At 68.6% G+C, this 21,089-nt stretch carries 21 protein-coding genes and 1 riboswitch; of the genes, 12 read left to right on the top strand and 9 right to left on the bottom strand.

Going from position 1 to position 21,089, the window contains the following annotated elements:
- Positions 1–41: 41 nt before the first annotated feature.
- The 3 genes from ABZT17_RS19390 to rplI all read left to right on the top strand — a co-directional run bounded on the left by ABZT17_RS19390 (position 42) and on the right by rplI (position 1,418).
- Positions 42–638, top strand: coding sequence for a single-stranded DNA-binding protein (locus tag ABZT17_RS19390; protein ID WP_123761878.1), 597 nt, complete (start codon positions 42–44; stop codon positions 636–638).
- A 78-nt stretch (positions 639–716) separates the two neighbouring features.
- Positions 717–953, top strand: coding sequence for a 30S ribosomal protein S18 (gene rpsR, locus ABZT17_RS19385; RefSeq protein ID WP_003949403.1), 237 nt, complete (start codon positions 717–719; stop codon positions 951–953).
- An 18-nt stretch (positions 954–971) separates the two neighbouring features.
- Positions 972–1,418 carry a 50S ribosomal protein L9 gene (gene rplI / locus ABZT17_RS19380; RefSeq protein WP_010032778.1) on the top strand — a complete coding sequence of 149 codons (447 nt, stop codon included), beginning with the start codon at positions 972–974 and terminating at the stop codon, positions 1,416–1,418.
- 122 nt (positions 1,419–1,540) lie between these two features.
- On the opposite strand, the gene ABZT17_RS19375 is transcribed toward rplI, so the two are convergent.
- A complete protein-coding gene (locus ABZT17_RS19375) occupies positions 1,541–2,878 on the bottom strand; it encodes an MATE family efflux transporter (protein ID WP_356350492.1) in 1,338 nt (445 codons plus the stop codon).
- Between the two features lie 458 nt (positions 2,879–3,336).
- Here ABZT17_RS19375 and dnaB point away from each other — a divergent pair, with 458 nt between their 5' ends.
- Both dnaB and ABZT17_RS19365 read left to right on the top strand, forming a co-directional pair.
- Entirely contained in the window at positions 3,337–4,815 is a 1,479-nt protein-coding gene (gene dnaB / locus ABZT17_RS19370; protein ID WP_356350490.1) for a replicative DNA helicase, read from the top strand.
- 59 nt (positions 4,816–4,874) lie between these two features.
- Positions 4,875–6,260 carry a serine hydrolase domain-containing protein gene (locus ABZT17_RS19365; protein ID WP_356350488.1) on the top strand — a complete coding sequence of 462 codons (1,386 nt, stop codon included), beginning with the start codon at positions 4,875–4,877 and terminating at the stop codon, positions 6,258–6,260.
- 61 nt (positions 6,261–6,321) lie between these two features.
- On the opposite strand, the gene ABZT17_RS19360 is transcribed toward ABZT17_RS19365, so the two are convergent.
- Both ABZT17_RS19360 and ABZT17_RS19355 read right to left on the bottom strand, forming a co-directional pair.
- Entirely contained in the window at positions 6,322–6,774 is a 453-nt protein-coding gene (locus ABZT17_RS19360) for a GNAT family N-acetyltransferase (RefSeq protein ID WP_356350485.1), read from the bottom strand.
- Between the two features lie 35 nt (positions 6,775–6,809).
- Entirely contained in the window at positions 6,810–7,676 is an 867-nt protein-coding gene (locus tag ABZT17_RS19355; RefSeq protein WP_356350483.1) for a GNAT family N-acetyltransferase, read from the bottom strand.
- A 193-nt stretch (positions 7,677–7,869) separates the two neighbouring features.
- Here ABZT17_RS19355 and ABZT17_RS19350 point away from each other — a divergent pair, with 193 nt between their 5' ends.
- The gene (locus tag ABZT17_RS19350; protein ID WP_356350480.1) at positions 7,870–8,502 is read left to right on the top strand and encodes a haloacid dehalogenase-like hydrolase; all 633 of its coding nucleotides are present in this window, start codon (positions 7,870–7,872) and stop codon (positions 8,500–8,502) included.
- Between the two features lie 211 nt (positions 8,503–8,713).
- Positions 8,714–9,961 carry a globin domain-containing protein gene (locus ABZT17_RS19345; protein ID WP_356350477.1) on the top strand — a complete coding sequence of 416 codons (1,248 nt, stop codon included), beginning with the start codon at positions 8,714–8,716 and terminating at the stop codon, positions 9,959–9,961.
- An 8-nt stretch (positions 9,962–9,969) separates the two neighbouring features.
- On the opposite strand, the gene ABZT17_RS19340 is transcribed toward ABZT17_RS19345, so the two are convergent.
- From ABZT17_RS19340 to ABZT17_RS19320, 5 genes are all read right to left on the bottom strand, one after another.
- Complete coding sequence (locus ABZT17_RS19340; protein WP_356350475.1) at positions 9,970–10,452, bottom strand: NUDIX hydrolase; 483 nt, start codon at positions 10,450–10,452, stop codon at positions 9,970–9,972.
- A gap of 99 nt (positions 10,453–10,551) precedes the next feature.
- The gene (locus tag ABZT17_RS19335) at positions 10,552–11,457 is read right to left on the bottom strand and encodes a LysR family transcriptional regulator (RefSeq protein WP_356350473.1); all 906 of its coding nucleotides are present in this window, start codon (positions 11,455–11,457) and stop codon (positions 10,552–10,554) included.
- Positions 11,458–11,688: 231 nt separating this feature from the next.
- On the bottom strand, positions 11,689–12,837 hold the full coding sequence (locus tag ABZT17_RS19330) for a cystathionine gamma-lyase (RefSeq protein ID WP_356350471.1): 1,149 nt from the start codon (positions 12,835–12,837) through the stop codon (positions 11,689–11,691).
- Positions 12,834–13,325, bottom strand: coding sequence for a low molecular weight protein-tyrosine-phosphatase (locus ABZT17_RS19325; protein ID WP_356350469.1), 492 nt, complete (start codon positions 13,323–13,325; stop codon positions 12,834–12,836). The genes ABZT17_RS19330 and ABZT17_RS19325 overlap by 4 nt, the downstream gene beginning before the upstream one ends.
- 7 nt (positions 13,326–13,332) lie before the next feature.
- Positions 13,333–13,710: a phage holin family protein gene (locus tag ABZT17_RS19320; protein ID WP_356350467.1), complete on the bottom strand. Its 378-nt coding sequence runs from the start codon at positions 13,708–13,710 to the stop codon at positions 13,333–13,335.
- 59 nt (positions 13,711–13,769) lie between these two features.
- Here ABZT17_RS19320 and ABZT17_RS19315 point away from each other — a divergent pair, with 59 nt between their 5' ends.
- The 4 genes from ABZT17_RS19315 to ABZT17_RS19300 all read left to right on the top strand — a co-directional run bounded on the left by ABZT17_RS19315 (position 13,770) and on the right by ABZT17_RS19300 (position 16,216).
- Positions 13,770–14,087, top strand: coding sequence for a cupin domain-containing protein (locus ABZT17_RS19315; RefSeq protein WP_356350465.1), 318 nt, complete (start codon positions 13,770–13,772; stop codon positions 14,085–14,087).
- Between the two features lie 178 nt (positions 14,088–14,265).
- Complete coding sequence (locus ABZT17_RS19310; RefSeq protein ID WP_356350463.1) at positions 14,266–14,478, top strand: DUF5326 family protein; 213 nt, start codon at positions 14,266–14,268, stop codon at positions 14,476–14,478.
- 200 nt (positions 14,479–14,678) lie between these two features.
- Positions 14,679–15,674 (top strand): IclR family transcriptional regulator C-terminal domain-containing protein, encoded by a 996-nt coding sequence (locus ABZT17_RS19305; protein ID WP_356350461.1) that lies wholly within the window; start codon positions 14,679–14,681, stop codon positions 15,672–15,674.
- A gap of 98 nt (positions 15,675–15,772) precedes the next feature.
- On the top strand, positions 15,773–16,216 hold the full coding sequence (locus ABZT17_RS19300; protein ID WP_356350459.1) for an SsgA family sporulation/cell division regulator: 444 nt from the start codon (positions 15,773–15,775) through the stop codon (positions 16,214–16,216).
- Positions 16,217–16,979: 763 nt separating this feature from the next.
- On the opposite strand, the gene ABZT17_RS19295 is transcribed toward ABZT17_RS19300, so the two are convergent.
- The gene (locus ABZT17_RS19295) at positions 16,980–18,461 is read right to left on the bottom strand and encodes a YibE/F family protein (protein ID WP_356350457.1); all 1,482 of its coding nucleotides are present in this window, start codon (positions 18,459–18,461) and stop codon (positions 16,980–16,982) included.
- Between the two features lie 341 nt (positions 18,462–18,802).
- Positions 18,803–18,999: riboswitch (TPP riboswitch) on the top strand.
- Between ABZT17_RS19295 and thiC the strand changes: the two genes are divergently transcribed.
- Positions 18,992–20,770, top strand: a complete 1,779-nt coding sequence (thiC, locus tag ABZT17_RS19290) for a phosphomethylpyrimidine synthase ThiC (protein ID WP_356350455.1) — start codon at positions 18,992–18,994, stop codon at positions 20,768–20,770. (Overlaps the previous riboswitch by 8 nt.)
- Positions 20,771–21,089: the final 319 nt, after the last annotated feature.

Below are 21,089 nucleotides of genomic sequence, written 5' to 3'. Positions count from 1 at the left end.
AGCAACCAAGCAGCCAGAGCAAACCCGCCGAGAGGTTCCCCATGGCAGGCGAGACCGTCATCACGGTCGTCGGCAATCTTGTCGACGACCCCGAGCTGCGCTTCACCCCCTCCGGTGCGGCGGTCGCGAAGTTCCGTGTCGCGTCCACTCCCCGCACCTTCGACCGCCAGACGAACGAGTGGAAGGACGGCGAGAGCCTGTTCCTGACCTGCTCGGTCTGGCGTCAGGCGGCGGAGAACGTCGCGGAGTCGCTCCAGCGAGGCATGCGCGTCATCGTGCAGGGCCGGCTGAAGCAGCGGTCCTACGAGGACCGTGAGGGCGTCAAGCGCACGGTCTACGAACTGGACGTCGAGGAAGTCGGCGCCAGCCTGCGTTCCGCCACGGCCAAGGTCACCAAGACCGCCGGCGGTGCCGGACGCGGTGGCCAGGGCGGTTACGGCGGCGGTGGCGGTGGCGGCCAGGGTGGCGGCGGCTGGGGCGGCGGCCCCGGCGGTGGCCAGCAGGGCGGCGGCGCTCCCGCCGACGACCCGTGGGCGACCGGTGCTCCCGCCGGTGGCAACCAGGGCGGCGGTGGCGGCGGCTGGGGTGGAAACTCCGGCGGCGGTGGCGGCGGCTACTCGGACGAACCCCCCTTCTAGGCCTCAGGGCCCGGCATTCCGGGCCTGCGGTCGAGGGTGGGTCGTACCCAAACTTCTTGATCACACAGGAGAAACACCATGGCGAAGCCGCCTGTGCGCAAGCCGAAGAAAAAGGTCTGCGCTTTCTGCAAGGACAAGGTCACGTACGTGGACTACAAGGACACGAACATGCTGCGGAAGTTCATTTCCGACCGCGGCAAGATCCGTGCCCGCCGCGTGACCGGCAACTGCACGCAGCACCAGCGTGACGTCGCCACGGCCGTGAAGAACAGCCGTGAGATGGCGCTGCTGCCCTACACCTCCACCGCGCGATAAGGGAAGGGTGACCGACACATGAAGATCATCCTCACCCACGAGGTCTCCGGCCTCGGTGCCGCGGGCGACGTCGTCGACGTCAAGGACGGTTACGCTCGCAACTACCTGATCCCGCGGAAGTTCGCTATCCGCTGGACCAAGGGTGGCGAGAAGGACGTCGAGCAGATCCGTCGTGCTCGCAAGATCCACGAGATCCAGACCATCGAGCAGGCCAACCAGGTGAAGGCCCAGCTCGAGGGTGTCAAGGTCCGTCTGGCCGTTCGCTCCGGCGACGCCGGTCGTCTCTTCGGTTCCGTCACCCCGGCCGACATCGCTTCCGCGATCAAGGCTTCCGGTGGCCCCGAGGTCGACAAGCGCCGCATCGAGCTGGGCTCGCCGATCAAGACGCTGGGCGCGCACGAGACGTCCGTGCGTCTGCACCCCGAGGTTGCCGCCAAGGTCAACATCGAGGTCGTCGCCGCGTGACGCTGCGTTCTGCGTGAGCAGTGGTGAAAGGGGCCGCACCTTCCGAGGTGCGGCCCCTTTCCTGTGCCCGCGGCTTCGTCTGAGCTTCGTGACTCGGCCGGAGGCGTGTTTCACGTGAAACGTCAGCGGGACGCGCCGGTGACGACCCAGTGTCCCGATCGGGCGCGCAGCCAGAGGGTGAGCAGGCGGACCGTCATCATCAGCGTCATCGCTCCCCACAGTGCGGTGAGACCGCCACCGAACGTCGGGACGAAGAGAGCCACCGGTGTGAAAACCGCCAGGGTGAGCACCATGGCCCCGGCGAGGTAGGAGCCGTCGCCGGCGCCCATCAGGACGCCGTCCAGAACGAAGACGACACCACTGATCGGCTGCGAGAGGGCCACGATCAGCAGGGCGGACAGCGCCGCGTCCTTCACCACGGGGTCGCTGGTGAACAAGGGCAGAAACACCGGCCGCGTCACGATGACGAGGACGCCCAGGACCAGGCCGACCGCAATGCCCCACTCCACCATCCGCCGGCACGCGTCTCGTGCCCCTTGGCCGTCGCCGGCTCCGAGATACCGCCCGATGATCGCCTGTCCGGCGATGGCGATGGCGTCGAGGGCGAAGGCCAGCAGGCTCCACAGGGACAGGATGATCTGGTGGGCCGCGATGTCGGAGTCGCCGAGCCGGGCGGCGACGGCGGTGGCGATCATCAGGATCGCCCGGAGCGACAGTGTGCGGACCAGAAGGGGCACGCCGGCCTGGGCCGAAGCCCTGATACCGGAGGCGTCGGGGCGCAGGGAGGCGCCGTGTCTGCGCGCCCCTCGGACGACCACCACCAGATAGACGGCTGCCATGCCGCACTGTGCGATGACCGTGCCCCACGCGGAACCGGCGATGCCGAGGTCGGCGCCGTAGACGAGACCGACGTTGAGGAGACCGTTGGCGACGAACCCGGCGACGGCGACATAGAGGGGTGTCCTGGTGTTCTGGAGGCCACGCAGCACTCCGGTCGCGGCGAGGACGACGAGCATGGCCGGGATACCGAGGGCGGAGATACGCAGATAGGTGGTCGCGTAGGGGGCCGCGGTGTCGGAGGCGCCGAAGAGTTCCACCAGGGACGGTGCCGTGGACAGGACGGCGGCGATGACGGCGGCTCCGAGCAGCAGCGCCAGCCAGATACCGTCCATGCCCTGGCGGATGGCGGCCTGGAGATCGCCGGCGCCGACGCGTCGGGCGACCGCGGCCGTGGTGGCGTAGGCGAGGAAGACGAAGACGCTGACGGCGGTCGTGAGGAGCGCCGAGGCGACCCCGAGCCCCGCGAGTTGGGCCGTGCCGAGATGGCCGACGATGGCGCTGTCCGCCATGACGAACAGGGGCTCGGCGACGAGTGCGCCGAAGGCCGGGACGGCCAGTGCGACGATCTCTCTGTCGTGCTGCCGCCGGGCGGCCCTGGGGGTCGCGGGAGCCTGTGTCATGTGCACCAATCTAATCGTCCACAGGTAAGAGATGCAAAGCGCCAGCAGTCCTTACCTCTCGTCTCTCCGTGTGCTCTTTCGCGCGCTGTTCGATGTGATCTTGGTCCGACTGGGGAAGTTTTTCTTCTGCACAGCCGGTGGACGGTAAAAGTGCAGGTCAGATCTGTTTCTGCGGCTGAAGGTCGGGCTTGTTCACAGGCCTGTCCACCGGGTCGTGCACAGGTTTCGCGGAGTTCTCCACAGCATCCGGGCCGTCGTCCACATGGCCTGTGGATAACCAGATTGGCTGACGGTGCCCGCAGGCCTACCGTGGACCGGCGCCCACTCCTCGCCTCGGCCGGGAAACCCTCCTAAAGCCGACGCGCCAGAACCGGAGTTGGGCCTCTCATTTGTCAGTGCCGTGCCGTAGAACTATGGGCACGGCTAGGTCCGCTCGGCGGACGGGAGGAGGTGGCTCGGTGAGTATTTCCGAGCCCTTGGACGACCCGTGGGCCGACAGCGGTCCCGGTGATCGTCTGCCCGCCTCCCGCCGACGTGGTGACAGCGGCCGGGGTCGTGACGAACAGCACGACAGAGGCCGGGAGAACGGCGCGTGGGACGGCGGGGGCACCGCCTTCGAGCGGGTACCGCCGCAGGACCTCGATGCCGAGCAGTCCGTTCTCGGCGGCATGCTCCTGTCCAAGGACGCCATCGCCGATGTCGTCGAGGTCATCAAGGGCCACGACTTCTACAAACCGGCCCACGAGACGATCTTCCAGGCGATCCTCGACGTCTACGCCAAGGGCGAGCCGGCCGACCCCATCACGATCGCCGCCGAGCTCACCAAACGCGGCGAGATCAACAAGGTCGGCGGCGCATCGTATCTGCACACCCTGGTGCAGACGGTGCCGACCGCGGCCAACGCCGAGTACTACGCCGAGATCGTGCACGAGCGCGCGGTCCTGCGCCGTCTGGTCGAGGCCGGCACCCGCATCACCCAGATGGGATACGCGGCCGACGACGACGTCGACGAGATCGTCAACCGCGCCCAGGCCGAGATCTACGCGGTCACCGAGCAGCGCACCAGCGAGGACTACCTCCCGCTCGGCGACATCATGGAGGGCGCGCTCGACGAGATCGAGGCGATCGGCTCCCGCAGCGGCGAGATGACCGGTGTACCCACGGGCTTCACCGACCTCGACTCGCTCACCAACGGCCTGCACCCGGGACAGATGATCGTCATCGCGGCCCGCCCCGCCATGGGCAAGTCCACGCTCGCGCTGGACTTCGCGCGGGCCGCGTCGATCAAGCACAACCTGCCGAGCGTCATCTTCTCCCTCGAAATGGGGCGCAACGAGATCGCGATGCGTCTGCTGTCCGCCGAGGCACGGGTGGCCCTGCACCACATGCGCTCCGGCACCATGACGGACGAGGACTGGACCCGCCTGGCCCGCCGGATGCCCGAAGTGTCGTCCGCACCGCTCTACATCGACGACTCGCCGAACCTGTCGATGATGGAGATCCGCGCGAAGTGCCGTCGGCTGAAGCAGCGCAATGACATCAAGCTCGTGATCATCGACTATCTGCAGCTGATGCAGGCCGGCGGCTCCAAGCGGTCCGAGAGCCGACAGCAGGAGGTCTCGGACATGTCCCGTAACCTCAAGCTGCTGGCCAAGGAGCTGGAGGTCCCGGTGATCGCGCTCTCGCAGCTCAACCGTGGTCCCGAGCAGCGCACCGACAAGAAGCCGATGGTGTCCGACCTGCGTGAGTCCGGTTCCATCGAGCAGGACGCCGACATGGTGATCCTGCTGCACCGCGAGGACGCGTACGAGAAGGAGTCGCCGCGCGCGGGCGAGGCGGACATCATCGTGGGCAAGCACCGTAACGGCCCCACGGCGACGATCACCGTCGCCTTCCAGGGCCACTACTCGCGGTTCGTGGACATGGCGCAGACCTGACCGCCCCGCCCGGACAAATGAACTCGACGCCCACCCGTCCTACGGGATGGACTGGGCTCATGACGACTTCTCAGGAAGAGCTGCTCCCCGGCACGCGTCGGGCACTCCTGCACCGGATCGCCGTGGCCCAGGCGGAAGGACGGGCGCCGTCACTGGTCGCGGCGGTCGTACGGGGCGGGCAGGCCGTGTGGCACGGCGCGCGGACATCGGTCGACGGGCACGGGCCGGACGAGACCGTGCAGTACCGGATCGGCTCGATCACCAAGACCTTCACCGCCGTTCTGGTGCTGCGGCTGCGTGACGAGGGCCTGCTCGACCTCGGTGACCCGCTGGAGAAGCATCTGCCCGGCACCGGCGCGGGGGAGGCCACCATCGCCGACCTCCTCGCGCACACGGGCGGGTTGGCGGCCGAATCGCCCGCGCCGTGGTGGGAGCGCACACCCGGCTCATTGCGCCCCGTACTCGCCGACGTCCTGGGTGAACAGCCGCTACGGCATCCGGTGGGCCGTCGTTTCCACTACTCCAACCCCGGCTACACCGTGCTGGGCGCACTCGTCGAGAAGCTGCGCGGGGCGCCGTGGGAGGAGGTACTCCGACGTGAGGTGCTCGAACCTCTGGGCCTGAACAGCACGAGCGGGCATCCGCGGGCGCCGCACGCGGGCGGCTGGGCCGTGCATCCCTGGGCCGACGTTCTGCTGCCCGAGCCCTCCGAGGATCTCGGACGGATGGCTCCCGCCGGTCAACTCTGGTCGACCACCGGGGACTTGGCGAGGTTCGCGGTCTTCCTGGCGCAGGGGGACGACCGGGTGCTGAGCGCCGAGTCCGTACGGGAGATGCGGACGCCGGCAGCGCCGGTCGAGGCCGCGGACGTCGTGGACGGGGTGTCCTACGGCCTCGGGATGCAGATCCAGCAGCGGCACGGGCGGCTGCTGGTGGGCCATTCAGGATCGCTGCCGGGCTTTCTGGCGAACCTCACCATCAGCGTCGAGGACGATGTCGCCGCGGTCGTTCTGGCCAACTGCACGTCCGGCCCCTTGCTCTCGACCCTCGGTGCCGACCTCGTCCGCGTCGTGGCCGAGGCCGAACCCCGCATCCCGGAGCCATGGCGGCCGATGACCGAAGTCGCCCCGGACGTAATGGAGTTGACCGGCCAGTGGTACTGGGGCACCTACGCCTTCGCCCTGCGGCTGACGGCCGACGGGCTTGTCTCGCTGGAGCCGCTGTCCGGCACCGGTCGTCGCTCACGCTTCAGGGCGAACGGCGACGGCACCTGGACCGGACTGGAGGGCTACTACGCCGGAGAGCCTCTGAAGGCCGTACGACGGCCGGACGGGACCGTGAGCTATCTGGACCTTGGGTCGTTCGTGTTCACGCGTCAGCCGTACGACGAGGAGGCTTACGTGCCCGGTGGGGTGGACCCGGACGGGTGGCGGGGGATCGGCTAGTCCACCGAGGCGGTGCGGGCGCCGTGTTTCACGTGAAACACGGCACTTCGCCCGTGCGGTGTCACAGCTGGAGCTTGAAACCCACGTGTGAGGCCGTGAAGCCCAGCTTTTCGTAGAAACGGTGGGCGTCGGTGCGGGTGTTGTCGGAGGTGAGCTGGACCAATTGGCAGTTCTCCTGGCGGGACTTCTCGATGGCCCACCGGATGAACCGTGTGCCCAGACCGCTGCCGCGCTCGTCCGTGTGGACCCGGACGGCTTCGATGACCGACCGGGTGGCGCCCCGCCGTGCCAGGCCGGGGATGATCGTGAGCTGAAGCGTGCCGACGACCTGGCCCTCGCGAACGGCGACGACCAGATGCTGGTTCGGATCGGTGCTCAGACGTTCCAGCGCGGTGAGGTAGGGAGCCAGGTCGTCCGGTGACTCGCGTTGGGCGCCGAGAGGGTCGTCGGCAAGCATCGCGACGATCGCGGGGACGTCCTCGGCGGTGGCGGGCCGTATCTCAAGATCTCCCATGTCAGGCACCCTACTCACGCGCCGGGTGGGCCGCTTCAGCCCGCCGCCACCGTCACGGGGGCGAATCGCCGCGTCCAGTCGCCGGGCAGTTCCGGGACTCCGTAGGTCATGACCGCGTTGAAGGCGACCGAGGCCAGCCCCCGTTCCTTCATCCAGGCCACCATCTCCTCGTGCCGGACGTCGATGTCGGTGCGCAGTGGGCGGTCGGTGCGGGCGGCGATTGAGGCGATGAGAGCCTGGGCCGTCCTCGTGTCCCGTGCGATCAGTGGGCCGACGACATGTGTCTCCATGTTGGGCCAGGCCGCCGCGTAGCCGGTCAGCCGGCCGCTCTCCTCGGCGATGTGCAGATGGTCGGCGAAGGCGGGAAGCCGGGCGACGATGTGCGTGCGGTCGGCCCCGAACACCTCCTCGTCGAGCCGGAGGATCGCCGTGAGGTCCTCCGCGGTGGCCGCACGGGTGACGACCTCGGGCCGCCGGCCGCCGGGAACGAAGCGCCCGCGCAGCATCTCGGCGCGGCCGGTGACCTTGAAACCGAGTTCCTCGTAGAGCGGGCGGCCGTACGGGGTGGCGTGCAGGGTGAGTGGGGTGGTGCCCATCGCCGAGACGATGTGCCGCATCAGGCGCCGTCCAACGCCCTGGCGCGCATGCCGTTCGGCGACCAGGACCATGCCGATACCCGCGAGGTCGGGACGGTCCTGCGGCCCGTATGCGGTGACGACACAGGCGCTGACGAGACCGCCACCGGGGTCGTCGATGCCGTATCCCTTTCCTGCCGCGAGCAGGAAGCCCCACTTGTGCTCTTCGCGCGGCCACCCCCGGTCCTCGGACAAGTCGGCGCAGGCGGTGAGATCGCGCAACGTCAGACGACGGATGGGAAGAGCGGGGAGGGAAGAGGTCGGCACGCAGGTCAGGCTGTCCGAACGGGACCCTCGGCGTCCACCTCTTTCCGATGGGACGCGGGAGCTTTTGGCCTTGTCGTGGCCAACTGCACAGGGCCGACAGCCGGCCGTTGTTTCACGTGAAACACGGGTCCACGGTGAGCGTTCGGTGAGGTGAATCAGAGGTCTGCAACCTCTCCGATTAGCCTCGGGTCCCATGGCGAGACTTCATCTCTTCGACTTGGACGGCACGTTGCTGCGAGGCACTTCGTCGCCGGTGGAAATCTCACGACAACTGGGGCTGGAAGCCGAGACGGTGGCGCTCGACGAGGCGATCTCGGCTGGACTGATAGATCCCCCGCAGTATGCGATCCGAGTGCACGCCCTGTGGGCGGAGCTCACCGACGCGCATGTGACAGCGGCTTTCGAAGCGGCCCCCTGGCTGGAACGTATCCGGGAAGTCTGGGCGGAGATCCGTGAGCGCGGTGAGTTCTGTGCCGTCGTGTCGCTCTCACCGTCCTTCTTCGTGGAGAGACTCATCGACTGGGGCGCGCACGCCGCCCATGGGTCGGTGTTCCCGGCCGTGCCCTTCACCGAGCCCGTGGATCCGGCCGGAGTTCTCACCGCGGCGGCCAAGGTCGATATCGCCGACCGGCTCTGCCGGGAGTTCGGGGTGACGCGGGCCGACTGCGTCGCCTATGGGGACTCGCTGTCGGACAGGGACCTCTTCGGTGCGGTGCCGGTCTCCGTCGCGGTGAACGCGGACCGCCATCTGTCCGGTCTCGCGACACACTCGTACATCGGTGGTGATCTGTGGGAAGCCTATGAATTCGTGCGCCACGTCCGATAGTTGAGGGAATTCGTGGTTCGGCCTGTCACATTCGTGAGGAAACGGTGGTGGACTTGTGATCATGGCGTCGGCCGGTAGGGTCGACTCCGGTTCGTGTCCTGACTGAGATACACGCCTGGCCGCATCGGTCGTGGTGCACAAGGGGAAAGCAAGCCGTCTGCGGGGGAAAGCAGGCACCTTCCGACCGAGGAAGTGCGCAGACCGACCAAAGATGTTCGAGGCGAGGCACACCATGGACGCTCCGGCCACCGCGTCGGCCGACAACGGCACTTCCGGCGGCGGGAGCGGCTGGTCCGCCCGCCGGACGCAGCCGCCACCGGGCAGTGAGCAGGACCGGACCCTGAGCGCTTCACCAGAGGCCCGTCTCATCCGCCGGACCATGGCCGAGGTCAGGCCGATCGCCGACAAGGTCACCTCGTACTTCTACGCCCTGCTCTTCGTCCGCCACCCCGAACTGCGTCCGATGTTCCCGCCGGCCATGGACACCCAGCGGGACCGGCTTCTCAAGGCCCTGCTCACAGCCGCCGAGCACATCGACAACACGCCGGTCCTCGTCGACTATCTGCAGAACCTGGGCCGCGGCCACCGCAAGTACGGCACCCGCGCCGAGCACTACCCGGCTGTCGGCGAGTGCCTCATCGGCGCGCTGAACAAGTACGCCGACACCTGGGACGCCGAGACGGAGGCGGCCTGGGTACGGGTGTACACCGCGATCTCCCAGGTGATGATCGACGCCGCGGCGACGGACGAGCTGCGGGCGCCCGCCTGGTGGTACGCCGAGATCGTCGCGCACGATCTCAGAACCCGGGACGTCGCCGTCGTCACCGTACGCCCCGACCAGCCCTACCCGTTCCTGGCCGGGCAGTACACGAGCCTGGAGACGCCGTGGTGGCCCCGAATATGGCGGCACTACTCGTTCGCCTCGGCACCCCGCTCAGACGGTCTGCTGACGTTCCATGTGAAGGCCGTCCCCGCGGGCTGGGTCTCGAACGCCCTGGTGCACCGCGCCCGCCCCGGCGACATCATCCGGCTGGGCCCGCCGGCCGGCTCGATGACGGTGGACCACACGACCGACAGCGGCCTGCTGTGCCTGGGCGGCGGCACCGGCATAGCGCCGATCCGGGCGCTGGTCGAGGACGTCGCCGAGCACGGCGGACGGCGCCCGGTCGAAGTGTTCTACGGCGCCCGCACCGACCACGACCTCTACGACATCGACGCCATGCTCAGACTCCAGCAGTCCTGCCCCTGGCTCTCGGTCCGTGCCGTCATCGACCAGCACGCCCATCTCCAACTCCCGGACGCGATACGTCAGTACGGGCCGTGGCACGGGTACGAGGCCTATCTGTCGGGTCCGCCGGGCATGATCCGCAGCGGTGTGGACGTCCTGAGAGCCATGGGCATCCCGGCGGAGCAGATACGGCACGACTCCGTGGAGGAACTGGTCGCCGCCGGAAGCTGACCGGCGCCTCAGCCCAGATCCGGCGCGTGCATGGCGCGTACACCCTCGATGTTGCCGTCCAGGTAGTGCCGCAGCGACAGCGGCACCAGATGGACGGAGGCGATACCGACGCGGGTGAACGGCACCCGCACGATCTCGTACTCTCCGGCGGGCTCGTCCACCTCGGGGCCGTGCCGCAGGGAGGTGTCCATGGACTCCAGATGGCAGACGAAGAAGTGCTGCACCTTCACGCCGGTCGCGCCGCCGTCTTCACCGATGTGCTCGACGGTGTCGACGAAGCAGGGCACCACATCGGTGATCTTGGCGCCGAGCTCCTCGTGCACCTCGCGATGCAGGGCGTCGACGACGGTCGTGTCCCCGGGCTCGACCCCGCCACCGGGGGTGACCCAGTAGGGATCGACACCGGGCTTGGTGCGCTTGATCAGGATCAGGTCGTCACCGTCCAGCAGGACGGCACGGGCGGTGCGCTTGACCACGGGTCGGACGGTCATGGGTGGAATGTGGCCCGGATGGTTCCACGTGAAACATCGCGAGGTGTCACCGGCCGAGCTCACCCCGTGAGCATCGAAAGAACACGCGAAAAGACCAGGTCAGCACCAGTCGCTCGCGGCCCGCAGCAGCCAGTCGTGCGCCCGCGTGATGTGCGGCATCGCGAGAGTGCCGGTGCGGACGACCAGGAAGTACGTGCGAAGCGGCGGTACCGCGGGATCGTGCAGAGCCACCACCTCCCCTCGCTTCAGGGCCGTCGCGCACAGATAGCGCGGGAGGACAGCGAGCCCCGCGCCCGCGACGGCGCAGGCCAGGACCGCCCTCAGATCAGGGACCACGACGGTGCCCGGGGCGGCCGGGCGGGAGTCGAAGACCGAGGCCCAGTAGCGCGAGACGAAGGGCAGCGACTCGTGCACCTCGATCACCGGGACGTCCTCCAGGGCCGGCGCTCCCCTGCGGCGTGGCTTCCCGGGGCCTATCTGCTCGGCCCTGGCCGGAGAGGCGACCAGGACATGCTCTTCGTCGCAGAGCGGAGTCGCCGTGAGCAGGGCGCCGCGTGGACGGGCCGTACTGATGGCCAGATCGTGATGGCCGGCCGCAAGCCCCTCCAGGGTCTCCTCGGCGGTCCCGAAGGAGGCACGCAGGGCGAAACCCTGGCCGTCCTCGCCGGTCAGCTCGGTGAGGGCGGGCAGCGCGCGCTCCGCGGTGAACTCGGGGGGACCGGCCAGATGCAGCGTCCGTAAGGAGGACTCGTCGTCGAGGCCGGTCTCGGCGATCTCCACCAGGGCGTCGAGGTGCGGGGCCGCCTTGTGCGCGAGTTCGTCCCCGATGGTCGTCGGGGTCACACCGCGGGCCTGCCGCAGGAAGAGGGGGCGGCCCAACTGCCGCTCCAGGGTGCGGATCTGGGAGGTCACGGCCGGCTGAGACAGACCGAGCAGCGCGGCGGCGCGAGTGAAGGAGCCGGCCCGGTGCACCGTCACAAAAGTGCGCAGTAAGGCCAGATCCATGGCACGCCCCTCCCCTTCCCTGCCTCTGTCCCCGGCTCCCAGGCAGGGGGCCAACTATAAATAAGTCGATAGGTCTCTGTCGCTACTGTGATTGGACACTGACGCAGAGTCAACTAGCCTTGTTCGCGCGGTTCTTCGCGCGCGGAACCGAGGACGGTCCGAGCCACGAGGGGGGAGGCTCGGACCGTCCGTTGTACGTAGTCAGAGGCCCACAGGACGCCCGTGGGACCGTCACCGCGCCGACTCCTCCAGCGCTCGGAGCACATCCGCCACCAGGTCCTCCGGGTCCTCGGCGCCGACGGAGAAGCGAATGAAGCCCTCCGGCACCGCGTCCCCTCCCCAGCGACCGCGCCGCTCGGCCGTCGAGCGCACCCCGCCGAAGCTCGTCGCGTCGTCGACGATGCGCAGCGCGTCGAGGAAACCCTCGGCACGCGCGCGCGTGGGCAGCGTGAAGGACACCACGCACCCGTAGCGGCGCATCTGCCGCGCGGCCACCTTGTGCGAAGGGTCCTCGGGAAGCCCCGGATAGCGCAGTCCGCTCACCTCGGGCCGCGCGCGCAGCGCCTCGGCGAGCCTGAGAGCCGTGGAACACTGCCGGTCGACGCGCAGCTGGAGCGTGGCGATCGAACGATGCGCGAGCCAGGCCTCCATGGGCCCCGGAATCGCCCCGACGATCTTCCGCCAGCGGCGTACGGCCGCCATGGCCTCGGCGTCGCGGCCGACGACGTACCCGAGCAGCACGTCCCCGTGTCCGGTGAGCTGCTTGGTGCCGCTGGCCACGGCGAAGTCGGCGCCGAGTTCCAGCGGGCGCTGGCCGAGGGGGGTGGCCAGGGTGTTGTCGACGGCGACCAGCGCGCCACGGTCGTGTGCCGCCTCGGCGAGGCGGCGGATGTCGCAGACGTCCAGCCCGGGGTTGGACGGGGTCTCGATCAGCAGCAGCTTCGCGCCGTCGAGTACGTCCAGCTGGGCGTCGTCCGCCGTGGGCGCGGTGCGCACCTCGACGCCGTACGCCTCCAGCTGCGCGCGCACCAGAGGCAGCGCCTGATAGCCGTCGCTGGGCAGCACGACCACGTCCCCGGCGCGTAGTCGGGAGAAGAGCACCGCGGAGATGGCGGCCATCCCGGAGGGGAAGACGAGTGTCTCCACGTCGTTGTGGCCGGGGGCCTCCAGCTCGCCGATGGCCCGCTCCAGGAGCGTCCAGGTGGGGTTCTCGTCCCGGCCGTAGGTGTACGGCCCGGTCGGGTCGCCGGGGAGGTGGTAATGGGCGGCGAAGGCCGGTCCCGGCAGGGTCGGTTCGTGCTTCACCGCCTCGGGCAGCCCCGCCCGCACCGCGCGCGTGCCCTCGCCGGCCGGGAACCCCGCCGTACCGGAATCAGTCATACCGCCTCTACCTCCACCTGCTCGCGTACCGCGGCGAGCAGCCCGTCGCTCGCCGCCTCCACCATCTCAAGGCACTCCTCGAAGCCGTCCATGCCCCCGTAGTACGGGTCCGGTACGTCGAGGTCGTCGCCGGCGGCGCTGTCGTAGGAACGAAGCAGCCGCACCTTCGCCGCGTCCTGCGGGGTGGGTGCGAGGCGGCGCAGGGCCTTGAGATGGCCGGTGTCCAGGGCGATGACAAGGTCGAGGCGGGAGAACCAGGACGGCAGGAACCGGCGAGCGGTGTGGCCGCTGTCATAGCCGTTCTCCTCCAGGACGGACACGGTGCGCGGGTCGGCGCCGTCGCCCTCGTGCCAGCCGCCGGTGCCGGCGCTGTCGACCTCGACCAGACCGTCGAGCCCCGCCTCCTCGATCCGGGCACGGAAGACGGACTCCGCCATCGGGGAGCGGCAGATGTTGCCCGTGCAGACGAAGCAGACGCGGTACGTCATCGCCTGCTCAGTCCTCGTCGGGCAGGACGACGTGCAGCGCCCAGGAGACGATCGAGATGATCAGGCCGCCCAGGACGGCGGTCCAGAAGCCCTCGACATGGAAGCTCAGATCCAGCTTGTCGGCCAGCCACGAGGTCAGCAGCAGCATCAGCGCGTTCACCACCAGGGTGAACAGGCCGAGCGTCAGGATGAACAGGGGGAAGGTCAGCACCTTCAGAATGGGCTTGACCAGGAAGTTCACCACGCCGAAGACCAGGGCGACGAGGATCAGCGTCCAGGCCTTCTTGCCGGTGCTGCTGCCGGTCAGGGTGATCTTGTCGAGCAGCCACACGGCGACCGCCAGGGCACCCGCGTTGGCGATCGTCTTGACTACGAAATTCTTCATGTGTCTGATCGTGGCAGAAGAGATCGGTTACGAGCAGTGGGACGAGGGCGGCAACTGCGATGAAGGCATTCCGGCTGGACGAACTGGAGGCGGAGCGCGCCGCCAACGACGGCGCCTACCTGCAGTTTCTGCGTGAGCGGAACATGTCGGTCGGGCTCTACGCGCTCAATGCCGGAGAGCATGATCCACAGAAGCCGCACAATCAGGACGAGGTCTACTTCGTTGTGAGCGGCCGCGCCGCGATCACGGTCGGTCTGGAGACCACCCAGGTGGCGCGCGGCAGCGTGGTCTATGTACCGGCCGGCGTCGCCCACAAGTTCCACCACATCAGCGAGGACCTGCGGGTCCTGGTGGTGTTCTCTCCGCCGGAAAGCTGACGCGCCGCCTCGGGGTTCCCTAGGGGTTGGATCAGGGGAGGACAAGGGGTGCGAGGCCCCCGTTCGGCCCCCTGCCGCCCCTAGCATCGAGTGCAGGACATCAGAAGGATCCGGCATCACAAGCCCGGGTCGTCGACGGGACCCGGCACCAACGGGCGGAGAGGTAAGGACGAGAGCAATGGGAGAGATCTTTTCGGGGCTGCCCTGGTGGGTGAAGTGGATCGCCGTGCCGGTCATCGCCCTGGTCGTGTTCGGCGGGCTGATAATGACCGTTCTCCACGTCATCATCGGACTGCTCTTCAAGGCGCTCGTCTTCGTCGCCCTGGTCGGCGGACTGATCTACGTCGTACGGAAGTTCACTTCGAGCTCCTCGTCGCGCGGCGACTGGTGAGGTACGCGGGAAACCGGTGACCGGTAACAGGAATCACCTGTTCCCTCGGGGGAGGGAAGTTTTCCGGGCAGGCCGTCCGCAGGCGGTGGCGGGCGAATAGAGTCCGGAACTCGTCGCGGGGACGACCCCGTGAGCGGCGTACACCCCCTCCCCGTGTTCCCCACCGCACGGGCTGCCCCCTCGCGCTTCGGGAGTGCCCCTTGGCCACGGTAGACACCGCACCCTCCGCACCCACCGCATCCATCGCACCAACTGCCCCCAACTCACCCCCCACCACGCAGGCCGCCGCCCCGCCCCCAGGGCACATCAGGCCTCCCGAACAGCCGGGCCCGGCGATGCAGGACCGCACGACGACACCGCCGCCATCCCGGGCAGCCACCCCCGCGGCGCGCCAGGTCACCCCACCCGCCGCGCGCCCGCACCCCGACCCCCTTCCCGAGCAGCCGCACTCCGCGACGCTCATCGGCTCCGTCCAGCGGGCCATGCGCCTGCTGGAGCGCGTCGCCGACCATCCGCACGGAGCCCCGGCCAAACAGCTCGCCCGGGAAACCGGACTGGCGTTGCCCACCGCGTACCACCTGCTGCGCACCCTCGTGCACGAGGGCTATCTGCGCCGCGACAAGGGCCTGTTCTTCCTCGGCGACGCGGCCGAGCGGCTGGGCAGCAGCGGAGCCCAGCAGAAACGTCGCAGCACGATGGTCGACGCGCTCGCGGGTTTCCGCGACGCGATCGGCGTACCCGTGTACTACGCCGTCTACCAGGACGGCGAGATCGAGGTCATGTGCGTCTCCGACACCCCGGGCAATCCCGCGGTCGAGGAGTGGGCCGACTTCCGCGAGACTGCCCACGCGCACGCGATCGGGCAGTGCCTGCTGTCCCAGTTGGACGAGGACGCCCGCCGCGATCACCTGGAGCGCTATCCGGTGCAGTCCATCACCCCGTACACGGTGCGTGACAACCACACCCTGCTGCGGCGGCTGGAGCGGGCGCGGCGGATGGATCCGGTGATGGAGCGGCAGGAGTACGCGCTGGGGACGGTCTGCGCGGCGATTCCCATCACCGTGGGGGCGACGGCTGTGACGATGGCCATTTCCCTTCCGTCCCATCAGTCCGAACGACTGGAGTCGGCGGCGCGGCAGCTGCAGAGCGAGATCGGACGCCTGCTGGGGACTCTCGCGATCTCTATCAGTATCTGAAAACTCACTCCTTGTGATCTGTCGTGCACGTTCAGCAATATTTCACCAGTGTCAGGGGATGATTCCCAGCCAAGCGGCTTCACATGACGGGGTAGGCGATGCGCGAGTCCGAGTCCGTAGAGGCAGAGGTCATGATGAGCTTTCTCGTGTCCGAGGAGCTCTCGTTCCGTATTCCGGTGGAGCTGCGGTACGAGACCTGTGATCCCTACGCCGTGCGGCTGACCTTCCATCTGCCCGGCGACGCCCCGGTGACCTGGGCGTTCGGCCGGGAGCTGATGATCGACGGGGTGGGCCGGCCGTCCGGGGACGGGGATGTGCGGGTCTCGCCCGTCGACCCGGACTCGCTGGGCGAGGTCCTGATCCGGCTTCAGGTCGGCCGCGACCAGGCGCTGTTCCGCTCATCGACGGCACCCCTCATCGCCTTCCTCGACCGCACGGACAAACTGGTGCCGCTCGGCCAGGAAGGCGCATTCGGCGACTTCGACGCCCACCTCGACGAGGCCCTTGACCGGATTCTGGCGGAGGAACAGAGCGCCGGCTGATCCACGGCCGAGCGGGAGTTGGCGTAACGCTTCCGCGCGGCACGTGGGCTCGCAGGAACGCTTCTTCTGGGGAGTCGGAGGCGGGGGCCCGCCGGGGCGGCTCTGGCTGGAGGGTCGGGGCTGGCTGGGGCGGGCTAGGACTTGTTAGGCGGTGAGGACTTGCCGGGACGGTGAGGACTGGTTGTGGGCGAGGACTTGCCAGGACGGTCAGGACTTGCCCGGGTGGCGAGGCCTGGCCGGGGCCCACCCAGCCGCCGGGACAGTACCCGTCAGGTTCGCCGGGACGCGGCGACACCACCAGGCATGCCAGGGCGGCCACTGCAGGCGGGTCCGCCGGGAGGCACCAATACCGTCGGCCTTACCGGACGGAGAGTGTGGCTTGGCGCCGTCGGGAGAGGACCAGGCCTGCCGCCAAGCCTGCTAGACCTGTCAAGGCCCTCAAGAATCACCGTCGGCCCTGCCAGACGGAGAGTGCGGGCAGGGCCGCCCGGAGAGCAACAGGCCCGCGAGGTTGGCCAGTAGGCCATCACGCCCGCCACTGCGCCACGAGGCCCGCCGAGAACCACCAGCAGCGGAGGTCCGCCAGAAACCCCACCACCCCAAGCCCGCCAAGAATCACCGGCAGCCGAGGTCGGCCAGAAACACCACCACCTCAGGCCTGGCAAGCGCCCGAAGGTCGCCAGAATTATCAGCGGCTGAGACCGGCCAGAAACACCAGCGCCCGATGCCTGCCAAGAATCACCAGCGCCGCCGCCCCCGGCACTCAATGCTTCCGGCGTCGGCCCTTTCCTGTGCGTGCCGGAGGCGGGGCGGTTGCCGCGCCAGAGGCGACTGTCGCTCCAGGTCCTCCAGGTCCTCCAGGCGCTCCAGGCGCCCCGCCAGGGGCTCCAATCGCTGCCGTGGTCGTCGTAGCAGGCGTCGCTCCCACCACTGCGGTGGTCGTCCCCTGTCCCGGTCGGTCCGCGGAGACCACCAAGGCCGCGAGCAGCGTCGTGACCGGTACCGAGGCGACCAGGCCGATCGAGCCCACCAGGGTGCGGACGATCTCCTCCGCGACCAGCTCGCTGTTGGCGACCGTGCCCACACTGCTCTGCGCGATGGAGAAGAGCAGCAGCAATGGCAGAGCGGCACCCGCGTAGGCGAGCACCAGGGTGTTCACGACGGACGCGATGTGGTCGCGGCCGATGCGGATGCCGGCCCGGTACAGGCCGCGCCAGCCCGTGGACGGGTTCGCCTCGTGCAGCTCCCACACCGCCGATGTCTGGGTGACCGTCACATCGTCGAGGACACCCAGCGAGCCGATGATGACGCCCGCGAGCAGCAGACCGCTCATGTCGATCGACGGATACAGACCGTGGATGAGGCCGGTGTTGTCGTCGGTGTTGCCGGTGAGCGCCGCCCAGCCGATGAACAGCGAGCCGAGCACACCGATCAGCACCAGCGAGATCAACGTGCCCAGGACCGCCACGGAGGTCCGTGCCGACAGACCGTGGCACATGTAGAGGGCGATCAGCATGATGGCGCTCGACCCGATCACCGCCACGAGCAGCGGGTTCGAGCCCTGCAGGATCGCGGGCAGAATGAAGAAGTTGAGGATCAGGAAGCTGATCGCGAGCGCGACCAGTGCCATCACGCCCCGCAACCGGCCGACGATCACGACGGCGACCGCGAAGATACCGGCGAGCAGCGCCATCGGGAAGCGCCGGTTGACGTCGGTGACCGAGTACTGCAGGTCCTTGGGGGCCGAGGGCTCGTAGGCCGCCACGACCTTCTCGCCCTCGTGCAGCTGCCGGGACTGGTCGGGCTGCACGATCTCGGTGAACGTACGGCCCTTGTCCTTGCCGCTGTCGACGCGGACCGTCGCCTTCTTGCAGGCGTTGTCGGACAGTTTCTGGGGGGAGGAGCTCCCACCGACGGACGTATCGCCGGTCGAGCTTCCGCCAGAAGCGTTGACGGACTTGCAGCTCACGCTCACGACCTTGGTGACGGTCGCCTGCTGGGTCTGCCGGTCGAAACCCACCCCCGTGCGTTGATGCCCCGGGGCCCCACCTGGCCACAGCATCACAAGCCCGACCACGACGGCCGCGGCGAACGGGATGAGGATCGCCGCGATGACCTTGCGCAGATGCTTGGAGACGGGTGCCGCCGGGCCATGGCTGTGACTGTGGCCGTGGCCGCCCCCGGAGCCGGATCCATGACCGCTGTGCCCCTGAAGGCCGTGCCCTTGGGCGCCGTGTCCTGGCACACCGTGCCCATCTCCGTGCCCATGGTCTGCGTGCGCGTGCTCTCCCTGCGCATGACCGAGGTGCCCAGGACCGGCATGCCCAGGACCCGCGTGCCCAGGACCGGCGTGCCCGGAGCCCGAGGGCCCCTGCCCGCCGCCCTGTTCGTACGTGTGCCCATAGCCGTGCCTCTGCTCGTAGCCCGCGCCGGGAGCGCGGCCGTCGGCGCTTCCGGGGCCGGGCCGGCGGGGCGGCTCCGGTGGCGGATACGGGGGCTGATGCGTGGTGGTCACCGCCCGATCATCGCAAGAACGACAGGGGCCCTCTGTTCAGCGCGCCCGAATTGACGCTAGCGTGGAGGCACCTTTGCACACGCGGGAGCTCGGAGCACCGGGCTGAGAGGGCGCTGACCTCCGTCCCAGCGATGTTTCACGTGGAACATCACCGAACTCGGGTGATGTTCGCCACGGACCACGAAACATCGACAGATGGAAGCCGCTGCGTCGACCGCTGAACCTGTTACCGGGTAATGCCGGCGTAGGGAGTAGGTCTCATGACCATCAAGGACGCACGCACGCCTGCCTCCACTCAGAACGGCGAGGCCGGGAAGTCCATCGGCTGGCACAAGGCGTACGTCGAGGGTTCGCGCCCCGACCTGCGGGTGCCGGTCCGCCAGGTGCATCTCACCAACGGGCAGTCGGTCACGCTCTACGACACCTCGGGCCCGTACACCGATCCGCTTGCCGAGACGGATGTCCGTCGGGGCCTCACTCCGGTGCGGGAGAACTGGATCATCGCCCGCGGTGACACCGAGGAGTACGCGGGCCGCCCGGTCCGTCCCGAGGACGACGGCATCAAGCACACCTCTCCGCGGGGAGGCGACCTGCGCAACCTCGACGCGGTCTTCCCCGGTCGGCCTCGCCTGCCGCGCCGAAGCCGGGACGGCGGGGCGGTGACGCAACTGGCGTACGCACGTCGGGGTGAGATCACGCCCGAGATGGAGTTCGTGGCCGTACGGGAGAACGTCGCGCCGGAAGTCGTACGCGAGGAGATCGCGGCGGGCCGTGCGGTGCTGCCGGCGAACGTCAATCACCCGGAGATCGAGCCGATGATCATCGGCAAGCGGTTCCTGGTGAAGGTGAACGCCAACATCGGCAACTCCGCGGTGACGTCCTCCATCGAGGAGGAGGTGGAGAAGATGACCTGGGCGACCCGCTGGGGCGCCGACACAGTCATGGACCTGTCCACCGGCCGCAACATCCACACCACCCGCGAATGGGTGCTGCGCAACTCCCCCGTCCCCATCGGCACCGTGCCGCTCTACCAGGCCCTGGAGAAGGTCGACGGCCGTGCCGAGGAACTGACCTGGGAGATCTACAAGGACACGGTCATCGAACAGGCCGAGCAGGGCGTGGACTACATGACCGTCCACGCGGGCGTCCGACTGCCGTTCGTGCCGCTCACCGCCAACCGCAAGACGGGCATCGTCTCGCGCGGAGGCTCGATCATGGCGGCCTGGTGCCTCGCACACCACAAGGAGAGCTTCCTCTACGAGAACTTCGAGGAACTCTGCGAGATCCTCGCCGCCTACGACGTCACGTATTCGCTCGGCGACGGTCTGAGGCCCGGTTCGATCGCGGACGCCAACGACGAGGCACAGTTCGCGGAGTTGAGGACGCTCGGGGAACTCAACACGATCGCCAAGCGTTTCCACGTACAGACGATGATCGAGGGCCCGGGACATGTCCCGATGCACAAGATCAAGGAGAACATCGAACTTCAGCAGGAGATCTGCGATGAAGCCCCGTTCTATACGCTCGGCCCGCTGACGACGGACGTCGCGCCCGCGTACGACCACATCACCTCGGGCATCGGCGCCGCGATGATCGCCTGGTGGGGCACGGCGATGCTCTGCTACGTGACGCCCAAGGAGCACCTGGGCCTGCCCAACCGGGACGACGTCAAGACCGGCGTCATCACCTACAAGATCGCCGCCCATGCGGCCGACCTCGCCAAGGGCCACCCGGGTGCGCAGGACTGGGACGACGCGTTGTCCGACGCTCGCTTCGAGTTCCGGTGGGAGGACCAGTTCAACCTCGCTCTGGACCCGGACACGGCACGGGAGTTCCACGACGAGACCCTCCCCGCGGAGCCGGCCAAGACGGCCCACTTCTGCTCGATGTGCGGGCCGAAGTTCTGCTCGATGAAGATCTCCCAGGACATCCGCCGTGAGCACGGCGGGAGCCGGGAGGAGATCGAGGACGGCATGGCGCAGAAGTCGAAGGAGTTCGCGGCGAGCGGGAACCGGGTGTACTTGCCGCTGGCGGACTAGCCGTTGTCTTGCGGGGCAGCCCCCACCTCATGGCGGAGTCGCGGGCTGCCCTGCTCCGTCGTCGACCTGAGGTTCTTTCCAGTCGTCGAAGCCGGAGTCTTCCCCCGTGTCGGACACCTTGCATGCCTGGTCGTCGCCTGACCGGTAACCAGCCCAGGTCTCGTAGCAGGCTTCCGGGTCTCCGGTAATGGGTTCAAAAGCGCTGCCGGCGGGCGTAGTTCGCGTCCTCGTGGAACCTTGCCTCGTCGTGGTGGGCATTGAACCGCTCGGCGTACTCAAGGGTCCTCTCGGCCGAATGGCGTGCCAGTCACCAACACGA

The sequence above is a fragment of the Streptomyces sp. NPDC005648 genome (assembly GCF_040605395.1).
GTDB lineage: Bacteria > Actinomycetota > Actinomycetes > Streptomycetales > Streptomycetaceae > Streptomyces.
The sequence above is the reverse complement of the archived record's forward strand: the minus strand, read 5'-3'. Positions and strand labels throughout refer to the sequence as shown.

Bases quoted from the DNA above. Each gene is read 5' to 3' on its own strand.
- ABZT17_RS19320 (WP_356350467.1), bottom strand. From the start codon at position 13,710: ATGAAGAATTTCGTAGTCAAGACGATCGCCAACGCGGGTGCCCTGGCG.
- ABZT17_RS19390 (WP_123761878.1), top strand. From the start codon at position 42: ATGGCAGGCGAGACCGTCATCACGGTCGTCGGCAATCTTGTCGACGAC.
- ABZT17_RS19360 (WP_356350485.1), bottom strand. From the start codon at position 6,774: ATGGGAGATCTTGAGATACGGCCCGCCACCGCCGAGGACGTCCCCGCG.
- rpsR (WP_003949403.1), top strand. From the start codon at position 717: ATGGCGAAGCCGCCTGTGCGCAAGCCGAAGAAAAAGGTCTGCGCTTTC.
- ABZT17_RS19310 (WP_356350463.1), top strand. From the start codon at position 14,266: ATGGGAGAGATCTTTTCGGGGCTGCCCTGGTGGGTGAAGTGGATCGCC.
- ABZT17_RS19300 (WP_356350459.1), top strand. From the start codon at position 15,773: ATGCGCGAGTCCGAGTCCGTAGAGGCAGAGGTCATGATGAGCTTTCTC.
- ABZT17_RS19325 (WP_356350469.1), bottom strand. From the start codon at position 13,325: ATGACGTACCGCGTCTGCTTCGTCTGCACGGGCAACATCTGCCGCTCC.
- ABZT17_RS19365 (WP_356350488.1), top strand. From the start codon at position 4,875: ATGACGACTTCTCAGGAAGAGCTGCTCCCCGGCACGCGTCGGGCACTC.
- ABZT17_RS19330 (WP_356350471.1), bottom strand. From the start codon at position 12,837: ATGACTGATTCCGGTACGGCGGGGTTCCCGGCCGGCGAGGGCACGCGC.
- ABZT17_RS19375 (WP_356350492.1), bottom strand. From the start codon at position 2,878: ATGACACAGGCTCCCGCGACCCCCAGGGCCGCCCGGCGGCAGCACGAC.
- ABZT17_RS19350 (WP_356350480.1), top strand. From the start codon at position 7,870: ATGGCGAGACTTCATCTCTTCGACTTGGACGGCACGTTGCTGCGAGGC.
- ABZT17_RS19315 (WP_356350465.1), top strand. From the start codon at position 13,770: ATGAAGGCATTCCGGCTGGACGAACTGGAGGCGGAGCGCGCCGCCAAC.
- ABZT17_RS19335 (WP_356350473.1), bottom strand. From the start codon at position 11,457: ATGGATCTGGCCTTACTGCGCACTTTTGTGACGGTGCACCGGGCCGGC.
- rplI (WP_010032778.1), top strand. From the start codon at position 972: ATGAAGATCATCCTCACCCACGAGGTCTCCGGCCTCGGTGCCGCGGGC.
- ABZT17_RS19345 (WP_356350477.1), top strand. From the start codon at position 8,714: ATGTTCGAGGCGAGGCACACCATGGACGCTCCGGCCACCGCGTCGGCC.
- ABZT17_RS19340 (WP_356350475.1), bottom strand. From the start codon at position 10,452: ATGACCGTCCGACCCGTGGTCAAGCGCACCGCCCGTGCCGTCCTGCTG.
- thiC (WP_356350455.1), top strand. From the start codon at position 18,992: ATGACCATCAAGGACGCACGCACGCCTGCCTCCACTCAGAACGGCGAG.